This window comes from Lonsdalea quercina, from assembly GCF_900107885.1.
Taxonomy (GTDB): Bacteria; Pseudomonadota; Gammaproteobacteria; order Enterobacterales; family Enterobacteriaceae; genus Lonsdalea; species Lonsdalea quercina.
Genome location: NZ_FNQS01000007.1, coordinates 41,659 through 66,618 on the forward strand (window position 1 = coordinate 41,659; position 24,960 = coordinate 66,618).

Sequence of the window (24,960 nt, forward strand, 5' to 3'; positions counted from 1 at the left end):
GGTGCATCCGACGCCCGATGCTTGTACCCGCTGACCCGCGCCATGCGCTCTCCCATGCTTTAGCGAACCTTGCGAAACGTCATGTTGAACCGATATTCCCCCGGCATGCCGCTGGGTAAAGGTCCCGATTTCAGCGGCTGAATACCGTGGTAAAACAACCGAGATTCCCCACCCCAAACGACCACATCGCCATGAGAAAGCAGTACACGCTGACACGGATCGCTACGTTCCCTTCCCCCAAAGAGAAAAATGGCATTCAAACCCAGAGAAAACGAAACGATAGGCTGCTCAAGATCGCGTTCATCCTTATCCTGATGAAGTGACAGACGCGCTCCCTGTGAATAGCGATTGATCAGGCAAGCATCGGGCTGAAATCTCGGAAATCCGGCCTCTTCAGCCGCAGCCGTCGCCAACTGATGGAAGAGAGGCGGCATCTCGGGCCAAGGGCGGCCGGAAAGCGGATCGCACGCGTCGTAACGATAGCCTCGCTCATCACTCACCCATCCTAATGGCCCACAGTTGCTCATGGCCACGGACATGCCATATCCGCCCGGTGTTGTCAGGTGCCGAAAAGGCGCTGAATCACTCACCCGCTTGATATCGTTTAATAACGTGTCAGCCTCGTCCCAGACATAGCCACGCATCACCACGGCTCCCGGCGCGAGAATCTCCGTACGGCGCTCGGGTTGCTCATCGGCAAACAGATCGAAGTTCATAGGTATTCCTCTCTGAGTGAAGGGGCGTTGCTCTGCCCGATCTTCCGAATGCAAACAGAGACATGTTTGAAATCAAGCCTAGACGCTGACGCAGAAGGCACATTTTCAAAACCGGGATCGAACTATTATGCGGATTTTATGGAATAAAATAGAGGGACATTTGTGGAAGAGTAATAATGAAAATGCATAACTCGCTTGCGCATTGATATTTTTTTGACGCGCGTTATCGCCCCTTATTTATATAAATTATATAAATTAATTAACTTAAATATTATTTAATGACGCGCATTAGACTGAATTCTCACCGAATGAAACAACCCTATCGTTATTTTCCATGAAAACATGACGGAGATTAATAATAATGTGCCTCTCATACGTAGCACTCGTGGAAATAAAACCATAACATTGTAGCGTCTATTATTTTTGTCGCAGCACGAAACGCACCGTTCTAATGATTAAGACTGCGCAAACACGCCGCCAGGGCGATAAAACTGAACGAATTCATAAACTATACGGCCTTAAGTGAGAAACCAATGTCGAATAAAACTTTTCATTACCAAGAGCCATTTCCCCTCGGTAAAGATAAAACCCAGTATCGCTTACTCTCCAGTGACTATGTTTCAGTAACCCAGTTCGACGGTCAGGACATGTTGAAAATCGCGCCGGAAGGACTGACGCTGCTCGCTCAGCAAGCCTTCCACGATGCGTCTTTCATGTTGCGTCCCGACCACCAGCAGCAGGTCGCCGACATTCTGAGCGATCCGGAAGCAAGTGAAAACGACAAATATGTCGCGCTACAATTCCTCCGCAACTCAGAGATCGCCGCCAAGGGCATTTTGCCGACCTGTCAGGATACCGGAACCGCCATTATCGTCGGCAAGAAAGGCCAGAACGTCTGGACCGGCGTTAACGATGCGGAAGCGCTGTCGCACGGCGTCTATAACACCTTCATCGAAGACAACCTGCGCTACTCGCAGAACGCACCGTTGGATATGTATAAAGAGGTCAACACTGGCACTAACCTGCCCGCTCAGATTGATCTCTACAGCACGGAAGGCGAAGAGTACAAATTCCTGTTCGTCACCAAGGGGGGCGGTTCTGCCAATAAAACCTATCTGTATCAAGAAACCAAAGCGCTGCTGACCCCGGGAAAACTGAAAAACTTCCTGGTGGAAAAAATGCGCACGCTGGGCACCGCAGCTTGCCCGCCGTACCACATTGCTTTCGTCGTCGGCGGCACCTCGGCGGAAACCACCCTGAAAACCGTCAAGTTGGCCTCAACGCATTATTACGATGAGCTGCCGACCGAAGGTAACGAACACGGTCAGGCTTTCCGTGACACCGCGCTGGAGCAGGAACTGTTGGAAGAAGCCCGTAATCTGGGCCTGGGCGCACAATTCGGCGGTAAATATTTCGCGCACGACATTCGTGTCATCCGCCTGCCGCGCCACGGCGCATCATGCCCGGTCGGTATGGGTGTATCGTGCTCCGCCGACCGTAACATCAAAGGCAAAATCAACCGTGACGGTATTTGGTTGGAACAGCTGGAGCAGAATCCCGGCAAATACATTCCGGAACATCTGCGTCAGGCTGGCGAAGGCGAGGCGGTCCGCATCGACCTCAACCGTCCGATGGATGATATCCTCACCGAGCTGTCTCAGTATCCGGTCTCTACTCGTCTGTCCCTGAGCGGCACCATCATCGTGGGACGCGACATAGCCCATGCGAAGCTGAAAGAACGTATCGACAATGGCGAAGGCCTGCCTCAGTACGTCAAAGATCATCCGATTTACTACGCAGGCCCGGCCAAAACGCCGACGGGGTTCGCCTCCGGCTCTCTGGGTCCGACTACTGCGGGTCGTATGGACTCCTACGTAGACCTGCTCCAGTCCCACGGCGGCAGCAAGATCATGCTGGCAAAAGGCAACCGCAGCCAGCAGGTGACCGACGCCTGTAAAAAACACGGTGGTTTCTACCTCGGCAGTATCGGCGGTCCTGCCGCGATCCTCGCGCAGAACAGCATTAAGAGTCTGACCTGCGTCGAATATCCGGAGCTGGGTATGGAAGCGATCTGGAAAATCGAGGTTGAAGACTTCCCGGCATTCATCCTGGTGGATGACAAGGGCAATGATTTCTTCCAGCAGATTCAGGCCAAGGCCTGCAACCGCTGCGGCTGATAGCACGTTATTCTGACACTAATACAGGTCAGGCACTCCGGGGCGGAAGCGATAGGCTTCCCCCCGATTCCTCATTTAGCGTTCGCACTTTCTCCCTGTATCATCCCTTTCTAGTTTTTTGACGCTTTCTCATCTGGCCTTAAATGACTTCCCAACCATTGATGCATTCAAAAAGTAACTTCGTGGTTTTCGACGTATCCTGCCGATACAATGATGAAATTGCTTTCGCTATGCTATTGAGATCATGATGAACGCATTGATGTGCTACAGACAGCTGCCGGTATGGGATTGCGGGACACTACAAACGGCGCTCCGAGAGGAAATCAACGCTCAGGATGCCACCTGGACCAAACTGGCGGTGTTAAAAGGAGAGTTAACGCTGACGATGCTCTCGGAACACGATGAGGCCCTCTCGACACACCGTCTTTCCCCACAGTACTCATCCCCTTATATTCAACCGCAGCAACGCTACCGCATTGAGACCTGCTCCGACGACATGCTCTGTCAACTAAGCTTATACTGCCATCCTGACGATTATTTCCATCAGAAGTATGGCCTGACTCGTACGCACTCGGAGGTCGTTGATGCCCTGCGTAATCTTGGTAGCGGCAAGGCATTGGATCTCGGCTGCGGCCGCGGACGTAATGCACTTTACCTTCATCAGAAAGGCTGGAATGTCACCGCATGGGATAAAAGTCCTGAAAGTATCCACGCATTGAACAGCATCATTGAGCAAGAGCATCTCGAGGGTATTCGGGCACGTGAGCATGATATTAATCTCGCCGACATTGATGACGCCTACGACATGATTTTGTCTACCGTTGTATTGATGTTCCTCGAGCGTTCACGTATACCGGCCATTATCCAGAATATGCAGCACCAGACCGTCGACGGGGGGTACAACCTGATTGTCGCGGCGATGTCGACCGAGGATTCCCCCTGCCCGCTGCCCTTTTCGTTTACGTTCAAAGAGGACGAGCTGCGCCGCTATTACCAAGGGTGGGAGATTGTGAAATACAATCAGGATGTAGGGGAATTGCATAAAACAGATACGGATGGTAAGCGAATCAAACTGCGTTTCGCCACGCTGCTCGCGCGTAAACCGCGTTAAAACATAACCGGGGCACCGCCCCGGCATAAGGCACTGATCGGTAGCACGATTAGCTGGCTTTCAGTTCAACTGCCTTGCGATAAGCCACCAGATCCTCGATCGTCAGGACCGGCATATCATGCTGCTGACCAAAGGCGATCACCTCCGGCGCACGCGCCATGGAACCGTCGTCATTCGTCAGTTCGCACAGCACCCCAAACGGCTTCAGGCCAGCCAGCGTCATCAGATCGACCGTCGCTTCAGTGTGGCCGCCGCGAACCAGTACGCCGCCAGGCTGAGCACGCAGAGGGAAAACATGACCGGGACGATTCAGATCGCTGGCACGGGCATCGTCGGCCGTAGCTGCACGCACGGTAGTCAGGCGGTCCGCTGCGGACACGCCAGTCGTCACGCCTTCAGCCGCTTCGATTGTCACCGTAAAAGCCGTTTGATAGTGGCTGGAGTTATGCTCGACCATCATCGGCAATTCCAGTTTCTGTCTACGCTCTTCAGTCAGGCACAGACAAACAATCCCACTGCCGTGACGAATGGTCAGCGCCATCTGCTGGACAGTCATATGTTCGGCAGAAAAAATCATATCGCCTTCGTTTTCACGATTTTCATCGTCCAGCACCATGACGCCACGTCCCTGACGCAGCGCTTCAAGCGCGCGTTCAACACGCTCGGTCGGTGTACCAAATTGAGAAAGCAAAGTCTGATTCATGGTAAAAAACCCTCACTATTTTCTATGGATTACCAGAATCAGGGCTAACTTGAGGAGTGGCACTGACGGCATGGAAATGCGATCAATGCTAAAAAAATAACGCGGGCAGGCTCAGCCTGACGGATACCGTTACTCTCTCCCATCCGGACTTTAACCGTCGGCCCCGGAATTTCACCGGATCTGCTGACCTCAAACCTAATACGACAGTCTGAGCGCTCGCGGGCTTCCAACCTCATACCGTGTATGGACTGGTTTACCGCCGGTGGGGAATTACGCCCCGCCCTGAGAATAAGCGGGTTTACTATAACGCTAACGATTTGCAGGGGCAACGGGTATAAAGACTCTCATCATCAATAACCAGCTATGCTGGGCGGTTTAGGTTTATACAATGCCTGGGAGGCATTACACTTAGCCAATAGCAGCACTTTTTCCGTCTAACCCATCAGGAAAATCATTATGATTGACCCTAAAAAGATAGAGCAAATCGCCCGTCAGATGCACGAATCCATGCCCAAAGGGATTCGGGAACTCGGCGAGGATATGGAAAAAAAGATCCGTCAGGTTCTGCAGTCGCAGCTATCCCGTCTGGATCTGGTCAACCGGGAAGAATTTGACGTTCAAACGCAGGTTCTGCTGCGTACGCGTGAAAAACTGACTCGACTGGAACAACGACTGGACGAGCTGGAAGCCAAGTCAGCCTCGACCACAGACCCCAAAGCTGAGCCGCCGGCAACACAAGCGCAAGAATAACGGTTCACCGCCGTCGCTTAGGGAAAAGCGGGTTGGGCATTTATGTGCTTCAATGATGAAAACGGGTAGTCATGCAACTTAAGCGAATTCAAGCCTAAAGAAAAAGCCTCCGCAAGCGGAGGCTTTTTACTGTGTATCGTTAGAAAACACGATAACACTGAACGGTTAGCTGAGTACTTCGCGGATACGTGATTTGTATACCTCAACCTTTTGCGGCGTCATCATGCGGCGCTCATCGTCCAATACTACGCCCCCGACATCGTCGGCGATGCGCTGCGCTGATTGCAGCATGAGTTTGAAATTCTGGCCAGCGTCACCATAAGACGGCACCATCATGAAGATTGACACGCCCGGCGTCGAAAACTCCGACATGTCGTCAGGATTGAAAGAACCCGGTTTGACCATATTCGCCAAACTGAACAACACCGGACCGCCGCCAGCGGGATTAACGTGGCGATGGAAAATATTCATCTCACCGAACTGGAAACCCGACTGAAGAACGCTCTGCAGCAGCAGTTCCCCGCCGATGACGCCGCCTTGATGTGCAGCGACATGCACCACCAATACCGCCTCTTTCGCTGCCGGCGCTTCATTAGCGGGAGCCGCTTCTTCTTCCGCTTCCTGCAGGCTTGCCATTTTGGCTTCACGCTCCGCCACCGTTTCCGAATCGGAATGCGTGTCTGCCGCAAGCTCACGCTCGGCCTCATCGATGCGAGACTGTTCCGCAGAATCCGTTTCACCCAACAGCGGATCATAATTTGCTGAAGATGATGTCGGTTCATGAGACGTCAACGGAGGATCGTCCACGGCACGCCCTGAAGCGCTCGCTGGCGAACGAGTCGCAGGGGGCGTACTTTTTTGCGGGCGCACGGGCTTGACCCGTACTTCTCCAACGCCTTCATCCAGCGCCTCGAACGGCGTTTCTTCCGGATCCTGCTTCAAACGCTTCACAGGACGATCGCGAAAAAGGGACGAACGCTCTTTACGGCTGGTCCACAAGCCGTGCAGCAGCAGTGCTATAATAGCGATCGCGCCAACAACGATTAATATCAGACGCAAGTCCTGCATCATTGCTATCCCAGTTATTCCAATACATTGCCACTATGGCATATACATATATCACTAACTGTATTTGCCCGTGTACACAAGTGCAAGTCTGGCCGACAGTTTATGACAATAAAGATAGGAAGTGCGCACTTTTTTGCTGTTTTTTCATGCAAAAGCGGGCTAGCCAGCACAATATCGTCTCGATATGATGCCGCCATCTTCAAAGAACAATGAGAACAAGAGTATGCCTTACGCCCAAGAAAGCCAGAACCTTCGCAGCGGTTTCCACTATTTCGTAAGAGGCTGGCAGTTGCTCTCGCTGCCGGGAATCCGGCGATTTGTCATCCTGCCTATGTTGGTCAATATTTTGCTGATGGGCGGCGCCTTTTGGTGGCTGTTCCAGCAACTAAACAGTTGGATTCCTCAACTGATGAGCCATATTCCTGATTGGCTGCAGTGGCTCAGCTATCTGCTCTGGCCTCTAGCAGTCATATCCATCCTCTTGGTCTTCGGCTATTTTTTCAGCACGTTGACCAATTTCATCGCGGCGCCTTTCAATGGACTGCTGGCTGAACAGTTAGAAGCACGGTTGACCGGCGTCGCTCTGCCGGACAGCGGTATATGGAGCATCGCTAGAGACACGCCGCGTATCATGCGACGTGAAGTACAGAAACTTGGCTATTATTTACCTCGAGCGCTGGTGCTGTTTTTACTCTATTTCGTACCGGGCATAGGTCAAACGGTCGCGCCTATCCTCTGGTTTATCTTCAGCGCCTGGATGCTGGCGGTGCAGTATTGCGATTATCCGTTCGATAATCATAAGGTCAGTTTCCCGGTCATGCGCCAGACTTTACGACAGCACAAAATGAGCAATCTGCAGTTCGGCGCGCTAGTCAATCTGTGCACGATCGTTCCTGTGCTGAACTTGATCATCATGCCCGTCGCCGTATGCGGCGCAACGGCGCTGTGGGTAGATCGTTACCAGCATTTATCCAACGTGTTGAAAGCCAAATAAACCTCGCTGACTCGGGTCGGGATATTATGAAAATATATTTCCTAAAAACATAACGATATAGCGATTGCTTACTTCACTGAAAGTGTTGAAAAGGTATTCTCTCTAGCGTTCACGAAAATTACACACAGCTATTTAAAGGACGGGCTATGAGCAAGATCTACGAAGACAATTCTTTCACAATCGGCCATACGCCGCTGGTTCGGCTGAATCGCATAGGTAATGGACGCATCCTCGCTAAGGTGGAGTCTCGCAACCCAAGTTTCAGTGTTAAATGCCGTATCGGTTCCAACCTGATTTGGGATGCCGAAAAACGCGGCGTTCTGAAGCCCGGCGTAGAACTGGTCGAACCGACTAGCGGCAACACTGGTATCGCTTTGGCCTACGTGGCTGCCGCCCGAGGTTACAAATTAACGCTGACGATGCCGGAAACCATGAGCATCGAACGACGTAAACTGTTGAAAGCGCTTGGAGCGAACCTGGTACTGACCGACGGCGCGAAAGGCATGAAAGGCGCTATCGCCAAAGCCGAAGAAATCGTCGCCAGCGATCCTCAGCGTTACCTGTTGCTGCAGCAGTTCAGTAACCCCGCCAACCCGGAAATTCATGAAAAGACCACCGGGCCGGAAATCTGGGAAGATACGGACGGCGAAGTCGATGTTTTCATCGCGGGCGTCGGCACAGGCGGTACTTTAACGGGCGTCAGCCGCTACATTAAAAATACCCAGGGCAAAGCTATCACGACAGTCGCGGTTGAACCCGTAGACTCTCCTGTCATTACTCAGGCCCTCGCGGGCGAAGAAATCAAGCCGGGTCCTCACAAGATTCAGGGCATTGGCGCAGGTTTCATTCCAGATAACCTGGATCTGAAACTGGTCGACCGCGTTGAACGTATTAGTAATGAAGATGCCATCAGCAACGCACGCCGCCTGATGGAGGAAGAAGGCATTCTGGCGGGAATTTCATCCGGAGCAGCCGTTGCCGCGGCACTTAACCTCCTGAAAGAAGAGGATTTTAAAGACAAAACCATCGTGGTCATCCTGCCCTCTTCCGGCGAGCGCTATTTGAGTACCGCTTTGTTCGCCGATGTATTCACCGAGCAAGAACTTCAGCAGTAACTAACAAGCCACGGATAAGTAATAAGCATGTTACAAAAAGCACTCTTCGGGGTGCTTTTTTTGTGGGCCATGTCAAAGTTTGCAAGTGTGGTGGATTGCATTTCCAGCCCAGGTTTAGTATTTAACCGGACAATTATTTTGATGCGTGAAATTAATATCTGTCTCCACCCTCTGAAAATTTTATGATTGAGCGCAACGCGAATCGAGTCTCCGAACGGTATTCTGATTCATCTGTGTGACGATGGTTGAACTCTCAGGGTGGTTTACTGATATTGTATTCAAGGTAATGCTTAGGCGTTCCTTGCCGCATCCCGGCCTGCCCCTGTAACATGCGCAGGGAGTTAACCAAACAGGCTAAAGTTCAGTCGATAAACTAGACTTTAGTTCCACAACATTTATCTAATCCAATAAGTTGGGGAAAACCGAATGTTCCAGCAAGAAGTAACTATTACCGCGCCGAATGGCCTCCATACCCGTCCCGCCGCTCAGTTTGTTAAAGAAGCCAAAGGCTTCGTTTCTGACATCACCGTCAACTCCAATGGTAAAAGCGCCAGCGCTAAGAGCCTGTTCAAATTACAGACCCTCGGCTTGACTCAGGGCACAGTCGTCACGATCTCCGCTGAAGGCGAAGACGAACAAAAAGCCGTTGAGCATCTGGTTAAACTGATGGCTGAGCTTGAGTAACAGCAGCCGGTCTCTTTAGTGCACATCAGTATTAAGTAAGGTAGGGTTATGATTTCAGGTATATTAGTATCACCCGGGATTGCTTTTGGTAAGGCGCTGTTACTGAAAGACGATGAGATCGTCATCAACCGGAAAAAAATCACTGCGGAACAGGTCGATCAGGAAGTCGAGCGTTTTCTGGCTGGCCGGGCGAAAGCCTCACAGCAGTTGGAAGCGATCAAAAACAAAGCAGCGGAAACACTGGGGCCAGAGAAAGAAGCTATTTTCGAAGGCCACATCATGCTGCTGGAAGATGAAGAGTTCGAGCAGGAAATCATATCCCTGATTAAAGATGACCACGCATCCGCAGACGCGGCGGCTTCTTCTGTTATTGAAAACCAGGCCAAAGCATTGGAAGAACTGGATGACGAATACCTGAAGGAGCGCGCTGCCGACATGCGTGACATCGGCAAGCGCCTGCTGAAAAACATTCTCGGCATGAATATTGTCGATTTGGGCGATATTCAGGATGAGGTGATTCTGGTTGCTAACGACCTGACCCCGTCTGAAACCGCTCAGTTGAATCTGAAAAAAGTGCTGGGCTTCATCACCGATATCGGCGGCCGGACATCCCACACATCCATCATGGCACGTTCTTTGGAACTGCCGGCTATTGTGGGTACCTCAGATGCGACTCAACAGGTTAAAACCGGTGATTTCCTGATCCTGGACGGCGTGAATAACACCATCTACCAGAATCCGAGCCAGGACATCATCGATAAGCTAAAAGAAGTTCAGCAGCAGTTCATCTCCGAAAAACAAGAGCTGGCTAAACTGAAAGATCTGCCAGCGGTCACGCTGGATGGACATCAGGTTGAAGTCTGCTCCAACATCGGTACCGTGCGCGACGTCGCTGGCGCTGAGCGTAACGGCGCGGAAGGCGTTGGTCTGTACCGTACCGAATTCCTGTTTATGGATCGTGATGCGCTGCCCACTGAAGAAGAACAGTTCCAGGCATACAAAGCCGTTGCGGAAGCGATGGGCGCTCAAGCAGTCATCGTTCGTACCATGGACATCGGCGGCGATAAAGATCTGCCGTATATGAACCTGCCGAAAGAAGACAACCCGTTCCTGGGCTGGCGCGCGATCCGTATCTGTCTGGACCGTAAAGAAATTCTGCATTCACAGCTGCGCGCTATCCTGCGTGCTTCCGCCTTCGGCAAACTGCGTATCATGTTCCCGATGATTATTTCCGTCGAGGAAGTACGTACGCTGAAAGCTGAACTGGAAATGCTGAAAGCGCAGCTGAAAGAAGAAGGTAAAGCCTTTGATGAAACCATCGAGGTCGGCGTCATGGTGGAAACACCGGCTGCAGCCACGATCGCCCATCATCTGGCCAAGGAAGTGGACTTCTTCAGTATTGGGACAAACGACTTAACCCAGTATACTCTGGCTGTAGATCGCGGTAATGAGCTGATTTCTCATCTCTACAATCCGATGTCCCCAGCAGTGTTAACCCTGATCAAGCAAGTGATTGACGCTTCTCACGCAGAAGGCAAATGGACAGGGATGTGTGGAGAGCTCGCCGGTGACGAACGTGCTACACTACTGTTATTGGGAATGGGTCTGGATGAATTCAGCATGAGTGCCATCTCAATCCCTCGTATCAAGAAAATCATCCGTAATGCCAATTACGGCGATGCGAAGGCGCTGGCGGAGCAGGCATTAGCCCAACCGACAGCGGAAGAGTTAAGCAATCTGGTAAACCGGTTCATTAAAGAAAAGACGCTTTGCTGATCCGCCATGCTGGCCCAATATTAAAGCTTAGGAGAGAATCATGGGTTTGTTCGATAAACTGAAGTCTCTGGTTTCTGATGATAAAAAAGATACCGGCAGCATTGAGATCATCGCCCCGTTGTCTGGCGAGATCGTGAACATTGAAGATGTGCCTGATGTTGTTTTCGCCGAGAAAATCGTCGGTGACGGTATTGCTATCAAACCAAACGGAAACAAGCTGGTTGCTCCGGTAGATGGCACCATCGGTAAAATTTTCGAAACCAACCATGCTTTTTCCATCGAATCCGACAGCGGTATCGAGCTGTTCGTTCACTTCGGTATTGATACCGTTGAACTGAAAGGCGAAGGTTTCAAACGCATCGCTGAAGAAGGTCAACGCGTCAAGAAAGGCGACACGATCATCGAATTCGATCTGCCGCTGCTGGAAGAAAAAGCCAAATCTACACTGACGCCCGTTGTGATCTCCAATATGGATGAAATCAAAGAGCTGACCAAACTGAGTGGTTCTGTTGTCGTCGGCGAAACGCCGGTTATTCGCATCAAAAAATAACAACGGCTTGGTTTGTACATCAACGGCGCTTAGGCGCCGTTTTTTATTGCCCCGTCCTCTATCATCTCCGCCAGCGCCCCACCTCGCTCATCCATATTCCATCACGCCTCCGCACCAATCTCCTGACTTCTCCGCCTGTACGAGACATCTGGCGCCCTGTTGGCGCACCGCATCAAGTTCAGAGCAAAGGGGGTGATGTCGATGAGGGTGAATGGGCACAACGGAAGACAAAGAATATGCCTTTCAAAGAGGCGATGGCGGGGAGATCGGCCCCCACAGAGAGCGGAGGGCCGATGGCCATAACAGCGGCGAAATGCCGCGGAAATAGGCAGGACGCCCCTATTTCCAACGTGGCAGGCTGATGCGAATCAGTAACCCTCTAGGCTCCCGATTCATCGCTTCAATACGCCCGCCGTGAGCCAGCACGGCTTTACGGGCAATGGCCAGTCCCAGCCCATAACCTTTGCCAGACTGGGGAGAATCTATGCGTATAAACGGATCGAAGATGCTGGAAAGTTTACCCTTTTCGACTCCGGGACCACTATCAGCGACATCGATAATCCACTCGCGTTCGCTTTTCCTCAAGGTCACTGTGACCTCCTCTCCCATAGAAGAAAAGCGGAGCGCATTTCTGATAATGTTATCCAGCGCGCGACGCATCAGCTCCGATACGCCCTTGAGGGTGTAGTCCTCGTAGTCACCGGCATTGAGGTTGATCTCAACACCCGGTATTTGCGCTTCGTACCTGGCATCATTCACCACCGCGTTTACCAGCCCCAGCAGGTCGAAATACTCCTCGTTAATTTCCTGGTTAATCTCCGCGTTATCGGTGCGAGACAAGGTCAGCAGCTCGCCTATCATCTTGTCCATCCGCTCCGCCTCGCGCTCGATACGCTGTAAGCAGCTTTCCACATTACTGTCGTTTTGCCGAGCCAGCCCTATAGCCAATTGCAGACGCGCCAACGGCGATCGCAACTCATGAGAAACATCGTGAAGCAGTTCCTCCCGCGCACTGACCAGCACGTCCAGACGCTCCACCATCGAATCGAAGTCTCGCGCCACATCGCTGATCTCATCATGCCGGCGACGCATCGCCGGCGGCAGCCGCACGGAAAGATTGCCTTGCGCGACCTGACCAAATCCCGCTCGCAGCTGGTTAAGGGGCCGGGCAAGATTCCAGGCCATCATCGCGCTAAACAGCAACCCGCTGATAGCACCAATCCACAGGATAGGACCGGGAATATGCAAAAATCGCTGCAATGCAGGAGGCCCAAAACGGAACTCTTGTCTCAGCTTATCCATATCGAAGCGCAGAAGATAATGCTGGTGATCTGGACCGGTGACCCGCTGTAAGGGCCTGGCAGGGTTATTGCCTTCAACCATATCGTCAGGCAGCAGAGGCTCACCATTGTCATCCTGCGGCTGTACGGTATCCGACGTATTCTGCGTGGAGACCGTAAGATAGTGCCGTTCACTTTCAGGCCAGCTCGACATCTCCTCATCCAGCGCAGCGATCCCACCGCGCTGCAAAGCCTGAGATGCCAGCGTCATCTGTAACGAGATGACGTGCCGCCCCAGTCTTATTTCAGGAGGAACATCGCGATCGCCATAAAAAGAAATGCCTACCCACAGCAGTTGCGAAATCACGATCAGCGTTAGCCACAGACCGATCAGGATCTTCCAGAAAAGTCTTCCCTGCATCATTATCGGATCCGGTAGCCGACGCTACGCACTGTCTCAATGGTTAACGTGCTACCTTCCAACGCGCTGAGTTTCTGTCGAATATTGCTGATGTGAACGTCTACGCTGCGATCGTACGCTTCGCGCCGGCGCCCTAGGCATTTCTCCGACAACTCATCTTTCGTCACCACCCTATCAGGTGAGCGCATCAACAGCTCCAGCAGATTAAACTCGGAAGCCGTAAGATCGAACGACTCACCGCGCCATTCGCTGTTGCGAGTAGAGGTATTCAGCATCAGCTCGCCATACGTGACCGTCCCCGTTTCACTGGTCTTTTCCGGTTTATCTTCATAACGACGCAACACCGCCCGCAGTCGCGCTACCAATTCCCGTGGGTAGCAAGGTTTAGGAACATAATCATCCGCGCCCATCTCCAGGCCGATAACGCGATCGATGTTGTCGCCTTTCGCCGTCAGCATGATAATCGGCAACTGTTGACTCCGCCTGACCTGACGTAACACATCGATTCCACTCATGTCCGGCAGCATGATGTCCAGAATCATGGCGGTGTACTGATTGGACATAGCCCCGTCAACACCCTCTTGACCGGTCAGCACCTGCTCGGCGTTGAACCCTTCGGCCGTCAGGTATTCGCACAGCATACTTCCCAGCTCTGCATCATCATCTACCAGTAAAATTTTCATCATTTGTTCCCGTATGTTCGTATGAAACCTATTCTCAATTGTGCCAGTATCTTACGCAGCTGTATTTACAGATTACTTACTTTTTATTTAGACAATTATGACGTGGCGCTTGCGATAAATAGAGTAAATTGGTGTCTTTACTATGCTTTATGTCTTCGGCCTTACTAAGGACACTGAAGTTTTGATGAAATTCCGTTTACGGCCCATCCGCTTAATTTTAATTATATTGTTCACTATTCTTCTTGCCCTGCTCTCGCTTTATTTACTGCGTCCAGAAAGCAAAGTTAACTATATTACTACCCCCGTCGCCATTCGGGATCTGGAAAAAACCGTGCTGGCCGACGGCACCATAGAAGCACAAAAGCTGGTCAGCGTGGGGGCGCAAGCCTCGGGGCAAATTAAGACACTGCCGATTTCATTGGGCGACAAGGTCACCAAAGGCCAGTTGCTGGCCGAAATCGACGACCTGACTCAGCAGAACGCGTTCAAAGATAGCCAGGCTGCGCTGAAAAACGTGCAGGCACAGCGCGCGGCCAAGCTCGCAGTACTGAAAAATAATCAGATTAGCTGGCAGCGCCAGAAAATGTTGATGCAAAAAGGCGTCGGCGCTCAATCGGATTACGACAGCGCCAAGGCGACGCTAGATGCGACACAGGCCGAGATTAACGCGCTGGACGCGCAAATCATCCAGGCTCAAATCGCCGTGAGCACGGCGCAGGTCAATTTAGGCTATACCCGCATCCTCTCTCCCATTGACGGCACCATCGTCGCCATTCCGGTCGAAGAGGGACAAACGGTGAATGCCGCGCAGAGCACGCCCACCATTACAAAAGTCGCGAACCTCAAGACCATGACGATCGAAGCTCAGATCTCGGAGGCGGATGTCATCAAAGTCAAGCCCGGCATGTCGGTCTGGTTCACCATTCTCGGCGATCCGGATAAACGCTATCAGGCTACGCTACGCGCCATCGAACCAGCGCCAGAATCGCTGAGTTCCGATACCACATCTACCGGCAGCAGTAGCGCCAGCAGCAGTAGCAGCTCGACTTCATCCACCACGGCGGTGTACTACAACGGCCTGTTCGATGTCGACAACCCCGAAGAGATCCTGCGAATCTCGATGACGGCACAGGTCTACATCCTGCTGGATACCGTCAAGAACGCGCTGGTTGTCCCGATGACCGCGCTGCATAACGACAACGGGAAGACATCCGTACAGGTGGTCGGCGCAAAGGGAGACATCCAATCACGGGCGGTGACGACAGGCATCAGCGACAACGTCTTCGTCCAGCTCACCTCCGGCGTCAACGCCGGCGAACAGGTGATTGTCAGCCAACAGGGCGGCACGACCGGCAGCCGTCCGGGCAGGCCGCCGATGGGGTTCTGAGCCATGACGACACCGTTGTTGCACCTGCGCCATGTCTTTCGCCGTTTCGCCAACGGAGAGAAGACCGTCGACGTCCTGAAAGACATTAATCTGACGATCCAATCGGGTGAGATGGTCGCCATCGTCGGGGCGTCAGGCTCGGGAAAATCCACCCTGATGAACATCCTGGGCTGTCTGGACAAACCCAGTGAGGGCGACTACCTCGTGGCGGGAACGTCCACGCTGGCGCTGGATAACGACAGTCTGGCCGCGCTGCGGCGGGAACACTTCGGCTTTATTTTTCAGCGTTATCATCTGCTGGGCGACCTGACGGTACAAGACAACGTGGAGATCCCGGCCATCTATGCCGGTAAAGCACGCCATGAACGCCAGCAACGTTCGCTCGCGCTGTTGACCCGGCTGGGGCTGGAAGAACGTCTAAACTACTCGCCTAACCAGCTTTCCGGCGGCCAGCAGCAGCGTGTCAGCATTGCCCGCGCCCTGATGAACGGCGGCAACGTCATTCTGGCGGACGAACCGACCGGCGCGCTCGATAGCGCCAGTGGAAATGAAGTGCTGGCGATCCTGAAGGAGCTGCACCGGCAGGGGCAGACCATCATCATCGTCACACACGATATGCAGGTGGCTCGGCAGGCGGAGCGCATTATCGAAATCCGTGACGGTGAAATCATCGGCGACCATCAACACGAGGCACCACGAAGCGATCCCTCCCCGTCCTCACGCCCGGCGGTGACCGGCGCCCAAGGCGCCGTTCTGTCCGCCAGACCCACGATGTCCCAGTGGTGTGATCGCTTTATCAACGCGTTCAAAATGGCGCTGCGTGCAATGAACGCACAGAGAATGCGTACCTTTCTGACCATGCTGGGCATCATCATCGGCATCGCGTCGGTGGTGTCGGTCGTGGCGCTGGGTAAAGGCACTCAGCAGCAGGTGCTGGATAGCATCAACGCGATGGGGACCAGCACGCTGGAAATTTTTCCCGGCAAAGACTTTGGCGATATGCGGTCAGGCGCGATCCAAACGCTGAGGGCCAGCGACATCAAACCGCTGTCGGAACAGCCTTACGTCCACAGCATCACTCCCCTGCTTTCCTCCAGCGTAACGCTGCGCTATCGCAACGTGTCGGTCTCCTCCACCGTGAACGGCGTCGGCGAACAGTTTTTCACCGTGCGCGGCTATACCCTCTCGGAAGGGGTATCCTTCCCCTCCCGCAGTATCGACACACTGGCGCAAGAAGTGGTTATCGACCAGAACACGCGCGATAAGCTGTTCGCTCATGGGGAAAATCCACTGGGACAGGTCATTCTGCTCGGCACGTTGCCCTGCCGGATTATTGGCGTAGCGACCCGCCAGCAGAGTGGCTTCGGAAGTGATGAAAACCTGAATGTCTGGGTCCCTTACACGACCGCGATGTGGCGATTGGTCGGACAGTCCTATCTGCGCAGCATCACGGTTCGCGTCAAAGACAATATCGATCTGAGCGTGGCGGAGCAAGGCATCACGGAAGTCCTGACGCGCCAGCACGGCAATAAAGACTTCTTCGTGATGAACACCGACAGCATCCGGCAAACCATCCAGCAAACCAGCGCTACCCTGACGCTGCTGGTATCGCTGATTGCGGTGATTTCACTGATTGTCGGCGGGATTGGCGTGATGAATATCATGCTGGTTTCAGTCACGGAGCGAACGCGTGAAATCGGCGTACGGATGGCGGTGGGGGGGCGTACCAGCGATATTATGCAGCAATTCCTGATTGAAGCGGTGCTGGTCTGCCTGTGCGGCGGGCTGCTGGGCGTCGCGGTCTCGATGCTGGGCGGCTGGGTATTCGGCCTGCTGGTCAGCAGCTTCTCTCTCGTGTATTCCCCCGCCTCTATCGTCGCGGCTTTCGTTTGTTCCAGCCTGATCGGCGTCATTTTCGGCTTCTTCCCCGCCCGACGCGCCGCCAACATGCAGCCTATCTACGCATTGGAAAGGGAATAGTCCAAGGTGACACGGCGGTCAGTTAAAGACGCCGGTCGAGAGATAACGATCGCCGCGATCGCACACAATCGCGACGATATGGCTTCCCGGCTCAGCGGCGGCGATCTTCAGGGCGCCCGCCACGGCACCGCCTGAACTCACGCCGCACAACAGACCTTCCTGCTGCGCCAGCGAGCGCGTGGTGGACTCGGCCTCCTCCTGAGAAACATCCAGAACGCGGTCGACCAGCGTCGGCTCGTAAATCCCCGGCAGATAGCCGGGCGACCAACGTCGAATCCCCGGGATCTGACTGCCGGCCTGCGGTTGCAGTCCGACGGTGCAAATCGCGTCACGCTGACTTTTCAGATAACGGCTAACGCCCGTGATTGTCCCCGTCGTGCCCATACAGGAAACGAAGTGGGTCAGGCGACCCGCCGTTTGACGCCAGATTTCCGGGCCGGTGCCGACGAAATGGGCGTGAGCATTGTCCGGGTTGTTGAACTGGTCAAGCACGTAACCCACGCCCGCTTGCGCCATGCGGCGCGCCATGTCCCGCGCGCCTTCCATTCCCTTTTCCGCGCTCACCAGCTGCAGTTCGGCACCGTATGCGCGCATAGCGGCCTGACGTTCCAGACTCATGTTCTCCGGCATCAGCAACCGCAGGCGGTACCCCTTCAACGCCGCAACCATCGCCAACGCGATGCCGGTGTTGCCGCTGGTTGCTTCGATCAGCGTGTCGCCGGGGGAGATCATCCCCCGCAGCTCCGCCCGACAGATCATGCCGTAAGCGGCGCGATCCTTGATTGACCCCGCCGGGTTTTGCCCTTCCAGCTTGACCCAGATCTCGCTATCCGTGTGGCGAGCCAATCGCTGTAATTTGACCAGCGGCGTATTGCCGATGCAGTGTTCAAGCGCGTCTGTCTTCACGTCCTCTGCCTGCCTCCTCTCTGTCAGGATCGTCTCGTTTCGGCAGTTACAACGCCTGTAACCACGTCAGCGACGGAGCGAAATAGTAGCTCCCGCTCACGGCGCGGGTAAAGCGCAACATCTCGTCCCGCTTTCCGTCCCGGTCGCCGAACATACTTAGCAACTGCTGTTCGATATTATGCAGGCGAGAGCAGTAGGCCATGAAATAGAGTCCTTTTTTACCGCTGGCGGTGCCATAAGGCAGGCTTTGGCGCAAAATTTTCAGACCTTTGCCGTCTTCTTTGAGATCGACACGGCTAAGGTGGGAGGTCTCCGGACGCCGATCGGACGGCAGCTCTTCGTTCTCTTGCTTGGTGCGACCGATCATCTGTTCCTGTTTTTCCGTACTCATACGCTGTAGCTGACGCAGGTTATGCTCCCAGCGCTGTACAAAAACGTAGCTGCCGCCCGCGCCCGGCTGTCCGTCGGGTATAATGGCGACACGTTGGCGATCTTCGCCTTGTGGATTTTCGGTGCCGTCGACAAAACCGCTTAGGTCTCGGTCTTCCACCCCGCGGAAGCCATGAGTTTCTTCTTCGACGTGAATGGCGCTGCCGAAGGCGGCTATCGCCGCCTGAGCCAAGCTGAAGTTCACGTCATGACGTAGCGACTGGATATGGATCAACATATCTCGCTGCGTCGCCGGCGCCAGTCCTTTCCCGAGCGGCGTAAACGGCTTCAGTTCGGCGGCGCTGCCGTCACAATCCAGCTCGCGCCATACATCGTGACCAAAGGCGAGCGTCGCGCCCAGACCGGCCTCTGGAAACTGCTGCTGTAACTCATTCAGAGACTGACAAAATTTCTTGCATCCCTGCCGGATGGCATCAAATTCTCCCTGAACTCTGGCTTCCATATAAATGGCAAAACGGCGATGCTCCAGCAAAATACCGCTTTGAATGGGTGTCATCTCTCTCATTCCTCTAATTATTCAGTATGTTGTATTGTCGATCTTGCTCCGAAAATACCCAGCGCGCTTATGATACCGGATGCAATACTCATTTTGCTTTGCTTCAACGCAAAATGTTTCCCAGGCCGCAACGCGGCTGAGAGAAAGAGAGAAAGGTCATGCGGGAAATAACCGGCGAATAGATTGAAAAAATCAGAAAAAGCATGGGCGGCAGCGCCCATGCCGGATGCGGGAATCAGCTGCGCGGCTGGGCGTGCCAGATGATTTTGCTGACTTTCCAGCGCTGCAAGATATCGTCAGGCGGCATGAGCCCGTCCGGACCGCTCCAGCGACCGGTAAACAGATAGCTCACATGCTTGCTCTGCGGCGCGACACATTCCACGTCGCGAGCGCTGTCGCCCTGTCCCAGTTGGCAAGCCTCAAACGCCTTGCTATAGAGCGAGCTGAATTCGTCACCGATTTTAACGCCCCAGACGCTGGCGGCCGACGCGTCCATGACATCCACCTGACTGACGTGACGCTTCGGCTCACCGTTGATCGTCACTTTCACCTGGTCGTCCTTCAACCCTTCATAGAACGCCATTAGCTTACCGTTATGCATCGCCATTCCGCCGCGCAGCCGGTAATTTCCGTCCAAGGCGCGATCAAGCTCGGCTTCAGACATCGACGTTCCCGCGGTGATACCGCCGACGCCCGTCTCTGAGACTGTCAACGAAGAGCCGAACCAGTTCATTGGCGACAGGCTGGACAAGGAAAAATGGGAAAGCGTGCCGCAGCCGGTCAGCAGCAGCGGAAGAGCCAAATATAGCGGTCGAACAGTTATCACAACCAACTCCTTAACAAAAAACGGCACCTGCCTGCATGCAGATGGCTATTGGAGTCTTCTGTGAGCAGAAAGTGCCGTAAAAATCGTTGCGGGGGAATGCGGCCGTCAGACCGAATCCGTGGGAGATAGCATGCCGCGCCAACACATCATCCCGGGGTTAATACTCCTGATCTTCTATCAGGCGTTTGCCCAGCGTAATGCAGTCTGCGGTTTGATAATCCAGCTTCTCGTACATGCCGATCACCGCATCGTTATCTTCGCGGACCATCAGATTGATTTTTGGACAGCCGCGCGCAATCAATTTCTTTTCCAGCCGGCTGACCAGCGCATTGGCGATGCCGCGCCCGCGGAAGTCAGGATGAACGCCCAGATAGTAGGCCGAACCACGATGACCGTCATAACCGCCCATCACGGAGCCGACGATCTCTCCGCTGACTTCCGCCACAAGAAACAGATCGGGATCGTGATTCATCTTACGTTCGATATCCATCTCCGGATCGTTCCACGGACGCAGGAGATCACAACGATCCCAAAGAGTGATCACTTCTTCAAAGTCATCTTGACTGAATATGCGGATGTCCATCGGTCACGACCCATTATCGACAAGTAAATGAGGTAAGTTCTGATTATCGCGTGATTCCCGTCAGACGCAACCGTAAATTGCGGTTGTCGCCTCATCGCCACGACGGCATTTATCGACGCGGAAATCTCGTTATACTGACGGCTTTGCCACAGATGCCAAAAGGATCACGATGAGTTCTCCCGATATCGACGCGATTAAACGTTTTCTGCTCTCGTTGCAGGACACCCTCTGCCAACAGCTGGAACAGATGGACGGTGCCGAAACCTTCAGGGAGGACGCCTGGGAATACGCAACCGGCGGCGGCGGACGAAGCCGGGTCCTGCGCCAGGGACAGGTCTTCGAGCAAGCTGGGGTCAACTTTTCCCACGTTTCAGGCGCGTCTTTGCCGCCTTCCGCCAGCATTCATCGGCCGGAGCTGGCCGGACGAAGTTTTCAGGCCATGGGCGTCTCACTGGTCATCCATCCGCTCAATCCGTACGTGCCCACCAGCCATGCCAACGTGCGCTTCTTTATTGCCGAAAAAGAGGGCGAGACGCCGGTGTGGTGGTTCGGCGGCGGCTTCGACCTGACGCCGTTCTACGGCTTTGAAGAAGATGCGGTTCATTGGCATCAGACGGCGCATGACCTCTGTCAGCCCTTCGGCGAAGACATCTACCCGCGCTACAAAGCCTGGTGCGACGAGTACTTCTTCCTGAAACATCGCAACGAAGCACGAGGCATTGGCGGCCTGTTCTTCGACGACCTGAATACGCCGAATTTCGCCACCAGCTTCGCATTTATGCAGGCCGTCGGCAGAGGGTTTGCAGAGGCTTACTTGCCGATTGTCCAACGCCGTAAAGATCTGCCCTGGGGCGAACGGGAGCGCGAATTCCAGCTTTATCGTCGCGGGCGCTATGTGGAGTTCAACCTGGTGTGGGACCGAGGCACGCTATTCGGCCTACAGAGCGGCGGGCGGACAGAATCCATTCTGATGTCGATGCCGCCGTTGGTACGCTGGGAATATCAGTACGCCCCGACGTCGGATAGCCCGGAAGCTGCACTGTATCGGGACTTTTTGCCGCCGCGCGACTGGCTGGCGCTCAAAGAGAACGAGGGGGATCGCTGATGGCCGTCATCTGGGTCGATGCCGACGCGTGTCCGGTCGTGATCAAGGAAGTCCTGTATCGTGCGGCAGAACGCACGGCGACCACCGTCACCTTCGTCGCGAATCAGCCGCTGAAAGTGCCGACCTCCCCCTATCTGCGCACGCTGCGCGTCGCGGCAGGCTTTGACGTCGCGGATAACGAAATCGTCCGCCGCGTTACGCCCGGCGATTTGGTGATCACCAGCGATATCCCGCTGGCGTCCGAAGTGCTGGAAAAACAGGGCGAGGCGCTAAACCCTCGCGGAGAGCGCTACACCCCAGACACTATCCGTGAGCGACTCACGCTGCGCGACTTTATGGATACCTTGCGTTCCAGCGGCATTCAGACCGGCGGCCCCAACGCATTGAGCCAGCGCGACCGCCAGCAGTTCGCCAATCAGTTGGATCAGTGGCTGCAACGACAGTCCCGCTAATCGCTCTTTCCCCGATCGCATCCCTTCGATCGGGGAAATCCATTGCCATATTGTCTTACTCCATCACAGTAATCAGAAAAACCGCATGTCATTCTGTCCGGTACTGATGCAGGGTATGTCATTACTACCCTGAGTTTTCGTCGATCCGTTCTTATCCCAGGAGTCATGCATGAACCAACTCGATGCCCTTAAACAGTTCACCGTCGTGGTGGCTGACAGCGGCGATATCGACTCAATCCGGCATTTCGCGCCGCAGGATGCCACGACCAATCCTTCGCTGATCTTGAAAGCCGCCAGCCTGCCCTCCTATCAGTCGCTGTTTACCGACGCGCTGGACTATGCCCGCCAGCAGGGCGGATCGCGCGAAACACAGCTGATTAACGCCAGCGACCAGTTGGCCGTCAACATTGGCGCCGAAGTGCTAAAAAGCATACCGGGGCGGATCTCCACCGAAGTGGACGCGCGCCTGTCATTCGACCGGGGTATGTGCGTCACCAAGGCCCGCAAGCTGATCGGGCTGTATGAACGCAAGGACATTCCCCGCTCACGTATTCTGATCAAGCTGGCGGCAACCTGGGAAGGCATTCAGGCCGCCGAAGCGCTGGAAAAGGAAGGGATCAACTGCAACCTGACGCTGCTGTTCTCATTTGCGCAGGCACGGGCCTGTGCGGAAGCGGGCGTGTATCTGATCTCACCGTTCGTCGGCCGCATCTACGACTGGTATCAGGCTCGGGAACCTAATGCGGACTATTCAGCGGAGCAGGATCCCGGCGTACAGTCCGTCAAACGCATCTATGACTACTACAAGCAGCATCGCTACGAGACCGTCATCATGGGTGCCAGCTTCCGCAAGGTCGAACAGGTGCTTGCGCTGGCTGGCTGCGACCGCCTGACCATCTCTCCGCATCTGCTGGAGCAGCTGAAAAACAGCGACGCGCCGGTAGAGCGCAAACTCAGTCCGGCAACGGAAGGGCTCTACCAGGCCTCGCCGCTTTCCGAAGCCGAATTCCGCTGGCTGCACAATCAGGACGCTATGGCGGTAGAGAAACTGGCGGAAGGGATACGTCTCTTCGCCGCCGATCAACAGAAGCTTGAAGACCTGCTGGCCGCACAGCTGTAACAGGAAAAGAGAGGTCGCGGGGCGAACTTCACCGCCCCGCCCTGACAGTCAATCCACTACGACTGACTAAACCACCCCTGTATCTGGGCGTACTGTAAGAGCATGATGGTCTTCGCGTCTTTGATTCGTCCGTCTTTCATCATGGCGACCGCCTCGGAAAAAGGCAGTTCGACCACTTCGATATCCTCATCGTCAATCCCGCCTCCGCTGTTTTCGCGCAAGGAGTCGTCGTACTGCGCGGCGAAGAAGTGGATGATCTCAGTCATTCCCCCCGGCGACATATAGGCTTCAAACAATTTTTCGACGTCTCTGACGACGTAGCCGGTCTCTTCTATGGCTTCATTGCGTACACAGGTTTCAGGCGAGTGATCGTCCAGCATCCCCGCACAGGCTTCCAGCAGCATGCCGCTCTCATTGCCGTTCAGGTATGTCGGCAACCGAAACTGACGCGTCAGAACCACGTTGCCGCGTTCCCGGTTGTACAACAGAATCGTTGCCCCATTCCCCCGGTCATAAACCTCGCGAACCTGCCGAACGGTTCCGCCGTTTTTCCTCTTCAGGTCATAAACATACTTATTCAGCACAAACCATTGGTCGGACAGCAGTTTCTTTTTAACGATGGTAATCGATGACGTCATGAAAGGTCCTCGGTCTCAAATCGGGTCAATCAACATCAGGATATTCTGATGAGCAGGATCGCCGGGCCATGTCGACCAGGCGACGCCGAGTCACTCATCATGCACCGAACCGTTATTGACCACAAATTGCCTGAATGCGGAAGAGCCCCAGCCCGACTCTCGGCTCTTGAGCCAAATCATCAGCGTATCGATTTCACCAATCGCAGGGTCGATAGTATGGCTACGGACAGCAAAGCTCTGCGCATAGCGCCTGACCACGCTTTCAGGGAGAAGAGAAATTCCCATGCCTGACGCTACACAGCCGAGAATGGTCTGAAAAGATCCAAACTCCTGTAGCCCGGCGCCAGCCAGATTTTGCTGGCTAATCCACTGTTCGAAGCGGAAGCGGTAGTGGCTGCCTCGTGCAAACGCCAACGGTTTGGTGACCTGCAAATCGTCGGCGGTCACGACGTCGGCGTGATCCTTAGCCGTGACCAAAACCAACCTCTCCCGCCAGACGGGCATGCATCCGAGCAGATCGTACGGTAAGAGTCCATGGTCAGCGACAAAGGCGATATCTAATTGGCCATTTAGCACTTTTTCAACCAGTTGAGACGTTGGATAGGTTTCCAGACTCAGCTCGACCAGCGGCATCTCGAGGCTAAATGAGGACAACAGGGAAGGTAAGCGGATCGCCGCCGTGGTTTCCAATGACCCGAGGCGTAGCGGCCCGGAAGGCGTTCTGGCCTGCAAATTTCGCTGCGCCTCGTCCATCAACGCCAGAATTTGTTTGGCATACCCCAGCAAATATTCTCCCTCCGGCGTGATGTAGAGACGATTTTTCTCACGCCTGAACAGACAGACATTGAGGCTGGCTTCTAATCGCTTGAGCCGGGTAGTCACATTTGACGAAACACAGTGCAAACGCTTTGAAGCTTCTGTGACAGAGCCGGTCTCAGCTACGGCCTTGAAGAAACGCAATGAATTGCTGTTCATATCGTACGCTCCCT

General features: G+C 54.2%; 24 protein-coding genes and 1 riboswitch. Of the genes, 13 read left to right on the forward strand and 11 right to left on the reverse strand.

What is annotated here, in order from left to right; translation table 11 throughout:
* Positions 1-59 precede the first annotated feature (59 nt).
* Entirely contained in the window at positions 60-716 is a 657-nt protein-coding gene (gene alkB / locus BLU64_RS10855) for a DNA oxidative demethylase AlkB (RefSeq protein ID WP_026742208.1), read from the reverse strand.
* Positions 717-1,249: 533 nt separating this feature from the next.
* Between alkB and fumA the strand changes: the two genes are divergently transcribed.
* Both fumA and tehB read left to right on the forward strand, forming a co-directional pair.
* Complete coding sequence (gene fumA / locus BLU64_RS10860) at positions 1,250-2,893, forward strand: class I fumarate hydratase FumA (protein ID WP_026742207.1); 1,644 nt, start codon at positions 1,250-1,252, stop codon at positions 2,891-2,893.
* 247 nt (positions 2,894-3,140) lie between these two features.
* A complete protein-coding gene (gene tehB, locus BLU64_RS10865; RefSeq protein ID WP_074728702.1) occupies positions 3,141-4,004 on the forward strand; it encodes an SAM-dependent methyltransferase TehB in 864 nt (287 codons plus the stop codon).
* A 49-nt stretch (positions 4,005-4,053) separates the two neighbouring features.
* Here the strand turns inward: tehB and ribB are convergent, their stop codons facing one another.
* The gene (ribB, locus tag BLU64_RS10870; RefSeq protein WP_026738663.1) at positions 4,054-4,707 is read right to left on the reverse strand and encodes a 3,4-dihydroxy-2-butanone-4-phosphate synthase; all 654 of its coding nucleotides are present in this window, start codon (positions 4,705-4,707) and stop codon (positions 4,054-4,056) included.
* 127 nt (positions 4,708-4,834) lie between these two features.
* Positions 4,835-5,001, reverse strand: a riboswitch (FMN riboswitch).
* Positions 5,002-5,163: 162 nt separating this feature from the next.
* On the opposite strand from ribB, the gene ubiK reads away from it, so the two are divergent.
* Positions 5,164-5,457, forward strand: a complete 294-nt coding sequence (gene ubiK, locus BLU64_RS10875) for a ubiquinone biosynthesis accessory factor UbiK (protein ID WP_026742204.1) — start codon at positions 5,164-5,166, stop codon at positions 5,455-5,457.
* A gap of 165 nt (positions 5,458-5,622) precedes the next feature.
* Here ubiK and zipA read toward each other — a convergent pair whose 3' ends face one another.
* Positions 5,623-6,528, reverse strand: coding sequence for a cell division protein ZipA (zipA, locus tag BLU64_RS10880; protein ID WP_175527813.1), 906 nt, complete (start codon positions 6,526-6,528; stop codon positions 5,623-5,625).
* Between the two features lie 220 nt (positions 6,529-6,748).
* Here zipA and cysZ point away from each other — a divergent pair, with 220 nt between their 5' ends.
* The 5 genes from cysZ to crr all read left to right on the forward strand — a co-directional run bounded on the left by cysZ (position 6,749) and on the right by crr (position 11,644).
* Complete coding sequence (gene cysZ / locus BLU64_RS10885) at positions 6,749-7,519, forward strand: sulfate transporter CysZ (RefSeq protein WP_026742202.1); 771 nt, start codon at positions 6,749-6,751, stop codon at positions 7,517-7,519.
* Between the two features lie 146 nt (positions 7,520-7,665).
* On the forward strand, positions 7,666-8,634 hold the full coding sequence (gene cysK / locus BLU64_RS10890) for a cysteine synthase A (protein WP_026742201.1): 969 nt from the start codon (positions 7,666-7,668) through the stop codon (positions 8,632-8,634).
* Positions 8,635-9,060: 426 nt separating this feature from the next.
* Positions 9,061-9,318 (forward strand): phosphocarrier protein Hpr, encoded by a 258-nt coding sequence (ptsH, locus tag BLU64_RS10895; RefSeq protein WP_026738658.1) that lies wholly within the window; start codon positions 9,061-9,063, stop codon positions 9,316-9,318.
* A 48-nt stretch (positions 9,319-9,366) separates the two neighbouring features.
* A complete protein-coding gene (ptsI, locus tag BLU64_RS10900) occupies positions 9,367-11,094 on the forward strand; it encodes a phosphoenolpyruvate-protein phosphotransferase PtsI (RefSeq protein ID WP_026738657.1) in 1,728 nt (575 codons plus the stop codon).
* A 40-nt stretch (positions 11,095-11,134) separates the two neighbouring features.
* Positions 11,135-11,644: a PTS glucose transporter subunit IIA gene (crr, locus tag BLU64_RS10905; RefSeq protein ID WP_026738656.1), complete on the forward strand. Its 510-nt coding sequence runs from the start codon at positions 11,135-11,137 to the stop codon at positions 11,642-11,644.
* A 339-nt stretch (positions 11,645-11,983) separates the two neighbouring features.
* On the opposite strand, the gene BLU64_RS10910 is transcribed toward crr, so the two are convergent.
* Positions 11,984-13,348, reverse strand: coding sequence for an ATP-binding protein (locus tag BLU64_RS10910; RefSeq protein WP_175527814.1), 1,365 nt, complete (start codon positions 13,346-13,348; stop codon positions 11,984-11,986).
* Positions 13,348-14,028 (reverse strand): response regulator transcription factor, encoded by a 681-nt coding sequence (locus BLU64_RS10915; RefSeq protein ID WP_026742199.1) that lies wholly within the window; start codon positions 14,026-14,028, stop codon positions 13,348-13,350. The genes BLU64_RS10910 and BLU64_RS10915 overlap by 1 nt, the downstream gene beginning before the upstream one ends.
* Positions 14,029-14,212: 184 nt before the next feature.
* Here BLU64_RS10915 and BLU64_RS10920 point away from each other — a divergent pair, with 184 nt between their 5' ends.
* Both BLU64_RS10920 and BLU64_RS10925 read left to right on the forward strand, forming a co-directional pair.
* A complete protein-coding gene (locus BLU64_RS10920; protein WP_026742198.1) occupies positions 14,213-15,415 on the forward strand; it encodes an efflux RND transporter periplasmic adaptor subunit in 1,203 nt (400 codons plus the stop codon).
* A 3-nt stretch (positions 15,416-15,418) separates the two neighbouring features.
* A complete protein-coding gene (locus tag BLU64_RS10925) occupies positions 15,419-17,395 on the forward strand; it encodes a MacB family efflux pump subunit (protein ID WP_074728706.1) in 1,977 nt (658 codons plus the stop codon).
* Between the two features lie 18 nt (positions 17,396-17,413).
* Here the strand turns inward: BLU64_RS10925 and cysM are convergent, their stop codons facing one another.
* The 4 genes from cysM to BLU64_RS10945 form a co-directional block, all read right to left on the reverse strand.
* Entirely contained in the window at positions 17,414-18,301 is an 888-nt protein-coding gene (gene cysM, locus BLU64_RS10930) for a cysteine synthase CysM (protein WP_026742196.1), read from the reverse strand.
* A gap of 46 nt (positions 18,302-18,347) precedes the next feature.
* The gene (locus BLU64_RS10935) at positions 18,348-19,247 is read right to left on the reverse strand and encodes a Dyp-type peroxidase (protein ID WP_026742195.1); all 900 of its coding nucleotides are present in this window, start codon (positions 19,245-19,247) and stop codon (positions 18,348-18,350) included.
* A gap of 235 nt (positions 19,248-19,482) precedes the next feature.
* Positions 19,483-20,073 (reverse strand): RpoE-regulated lipoprotein, encoded by a 591-nt coding sequence (locus tag BLU64_RS10940; protein ID WP_139171501.1) that lies wholly within the window; start codon positions 20,071-20,073, stop codon positions 19,483-19,485.
* Between the two features lie 157 nt (positions 20,074-20,230).
* Positions 20,231-20,656 (reverse strand): GNAT family acetyltransferase, encoded by a 426-nt coding sequence (locus tag BLU64_RS10945; protein ID WP_074728708.1) that lies wholly within the window; start codon positions 20,654-20,656, stop codon positions 20,231-20,233.
* Positions 20,657-20,825: 169 nt separating this feature from the next.
* On the opposite strand from BLU64_RS10945, the gene hemF reads away from it, so the two are divergent.
* The 3 genes from hemF (at position 20,826) to tal (ending at position 23,333) form a co-directional block, all read left to right on the forward strand.
* A complete protein-coding gene (gene hemF / locus BLU64_RS10950; RefSeq protein ID WP_074728709.1) occupies positions 20,826-21,761 on the forward strand; it encodes an oxygen-dependent coproporphyrinogen oxidase in 936 nt (311 codons plus the stop codon).
* Complete coding sequence (locus BLU64_RS10955) at positions 21,761-22,213, forward strand: YaiI/YqxD family protein (protein WP_074728711.1); 453 nt, start codon at positions 21,761-21,763, stop codon at positions 22,211-22,213. Before hemF ends, BLU64_RS10955 begins: the two co-directional genes overlap by 1 nt.
* Before the next feature lie 169 nt (positions 22,214-22,382).
* The gene (tal, locus tag BLU64_RS10960) at positions 22,383-23,333 is read left to right on the forward strand and encodes a transaldolase (RefSeq protein WP_026742190.1); all 951 of its coding nucleotides are present in this window, start codon (positions 22,383-22,385) and stop codon (positions 23,331-23,333) included.
* Positions 23,334-23,389: 56 nt separating this feature from the next.
* Here the strand turns inward: tal and nudK are convergent, their stop codons facing one another.
* Both nudK and BLU64_RS10970 read right to left on the reverse strand, forming a co-directional pair.
* Entirely contained in the window at positions 23,390-23,971 is a 582-nt protein-coding gene (gene nudK / locus BLU64_RS10965) for a GDP-mannose pyrophosphatase NudK (protein WP_026742189.1), read from the reverse strand.
* Positions 23,972-24,061: 90 nt separating this feature from the next.
* Positions 24,062-24,946, reverse strand: coding sequence for a LysR family transcriptional regulator (locus BLU64_RS10970; protein WP_074728713.1), 885 nt, complete (start codon positions 24,944-24,946; stop codon positions 24,062-24,064).
* Positions 24,947-24,960 lie beyond the last annotated feature (14 nt).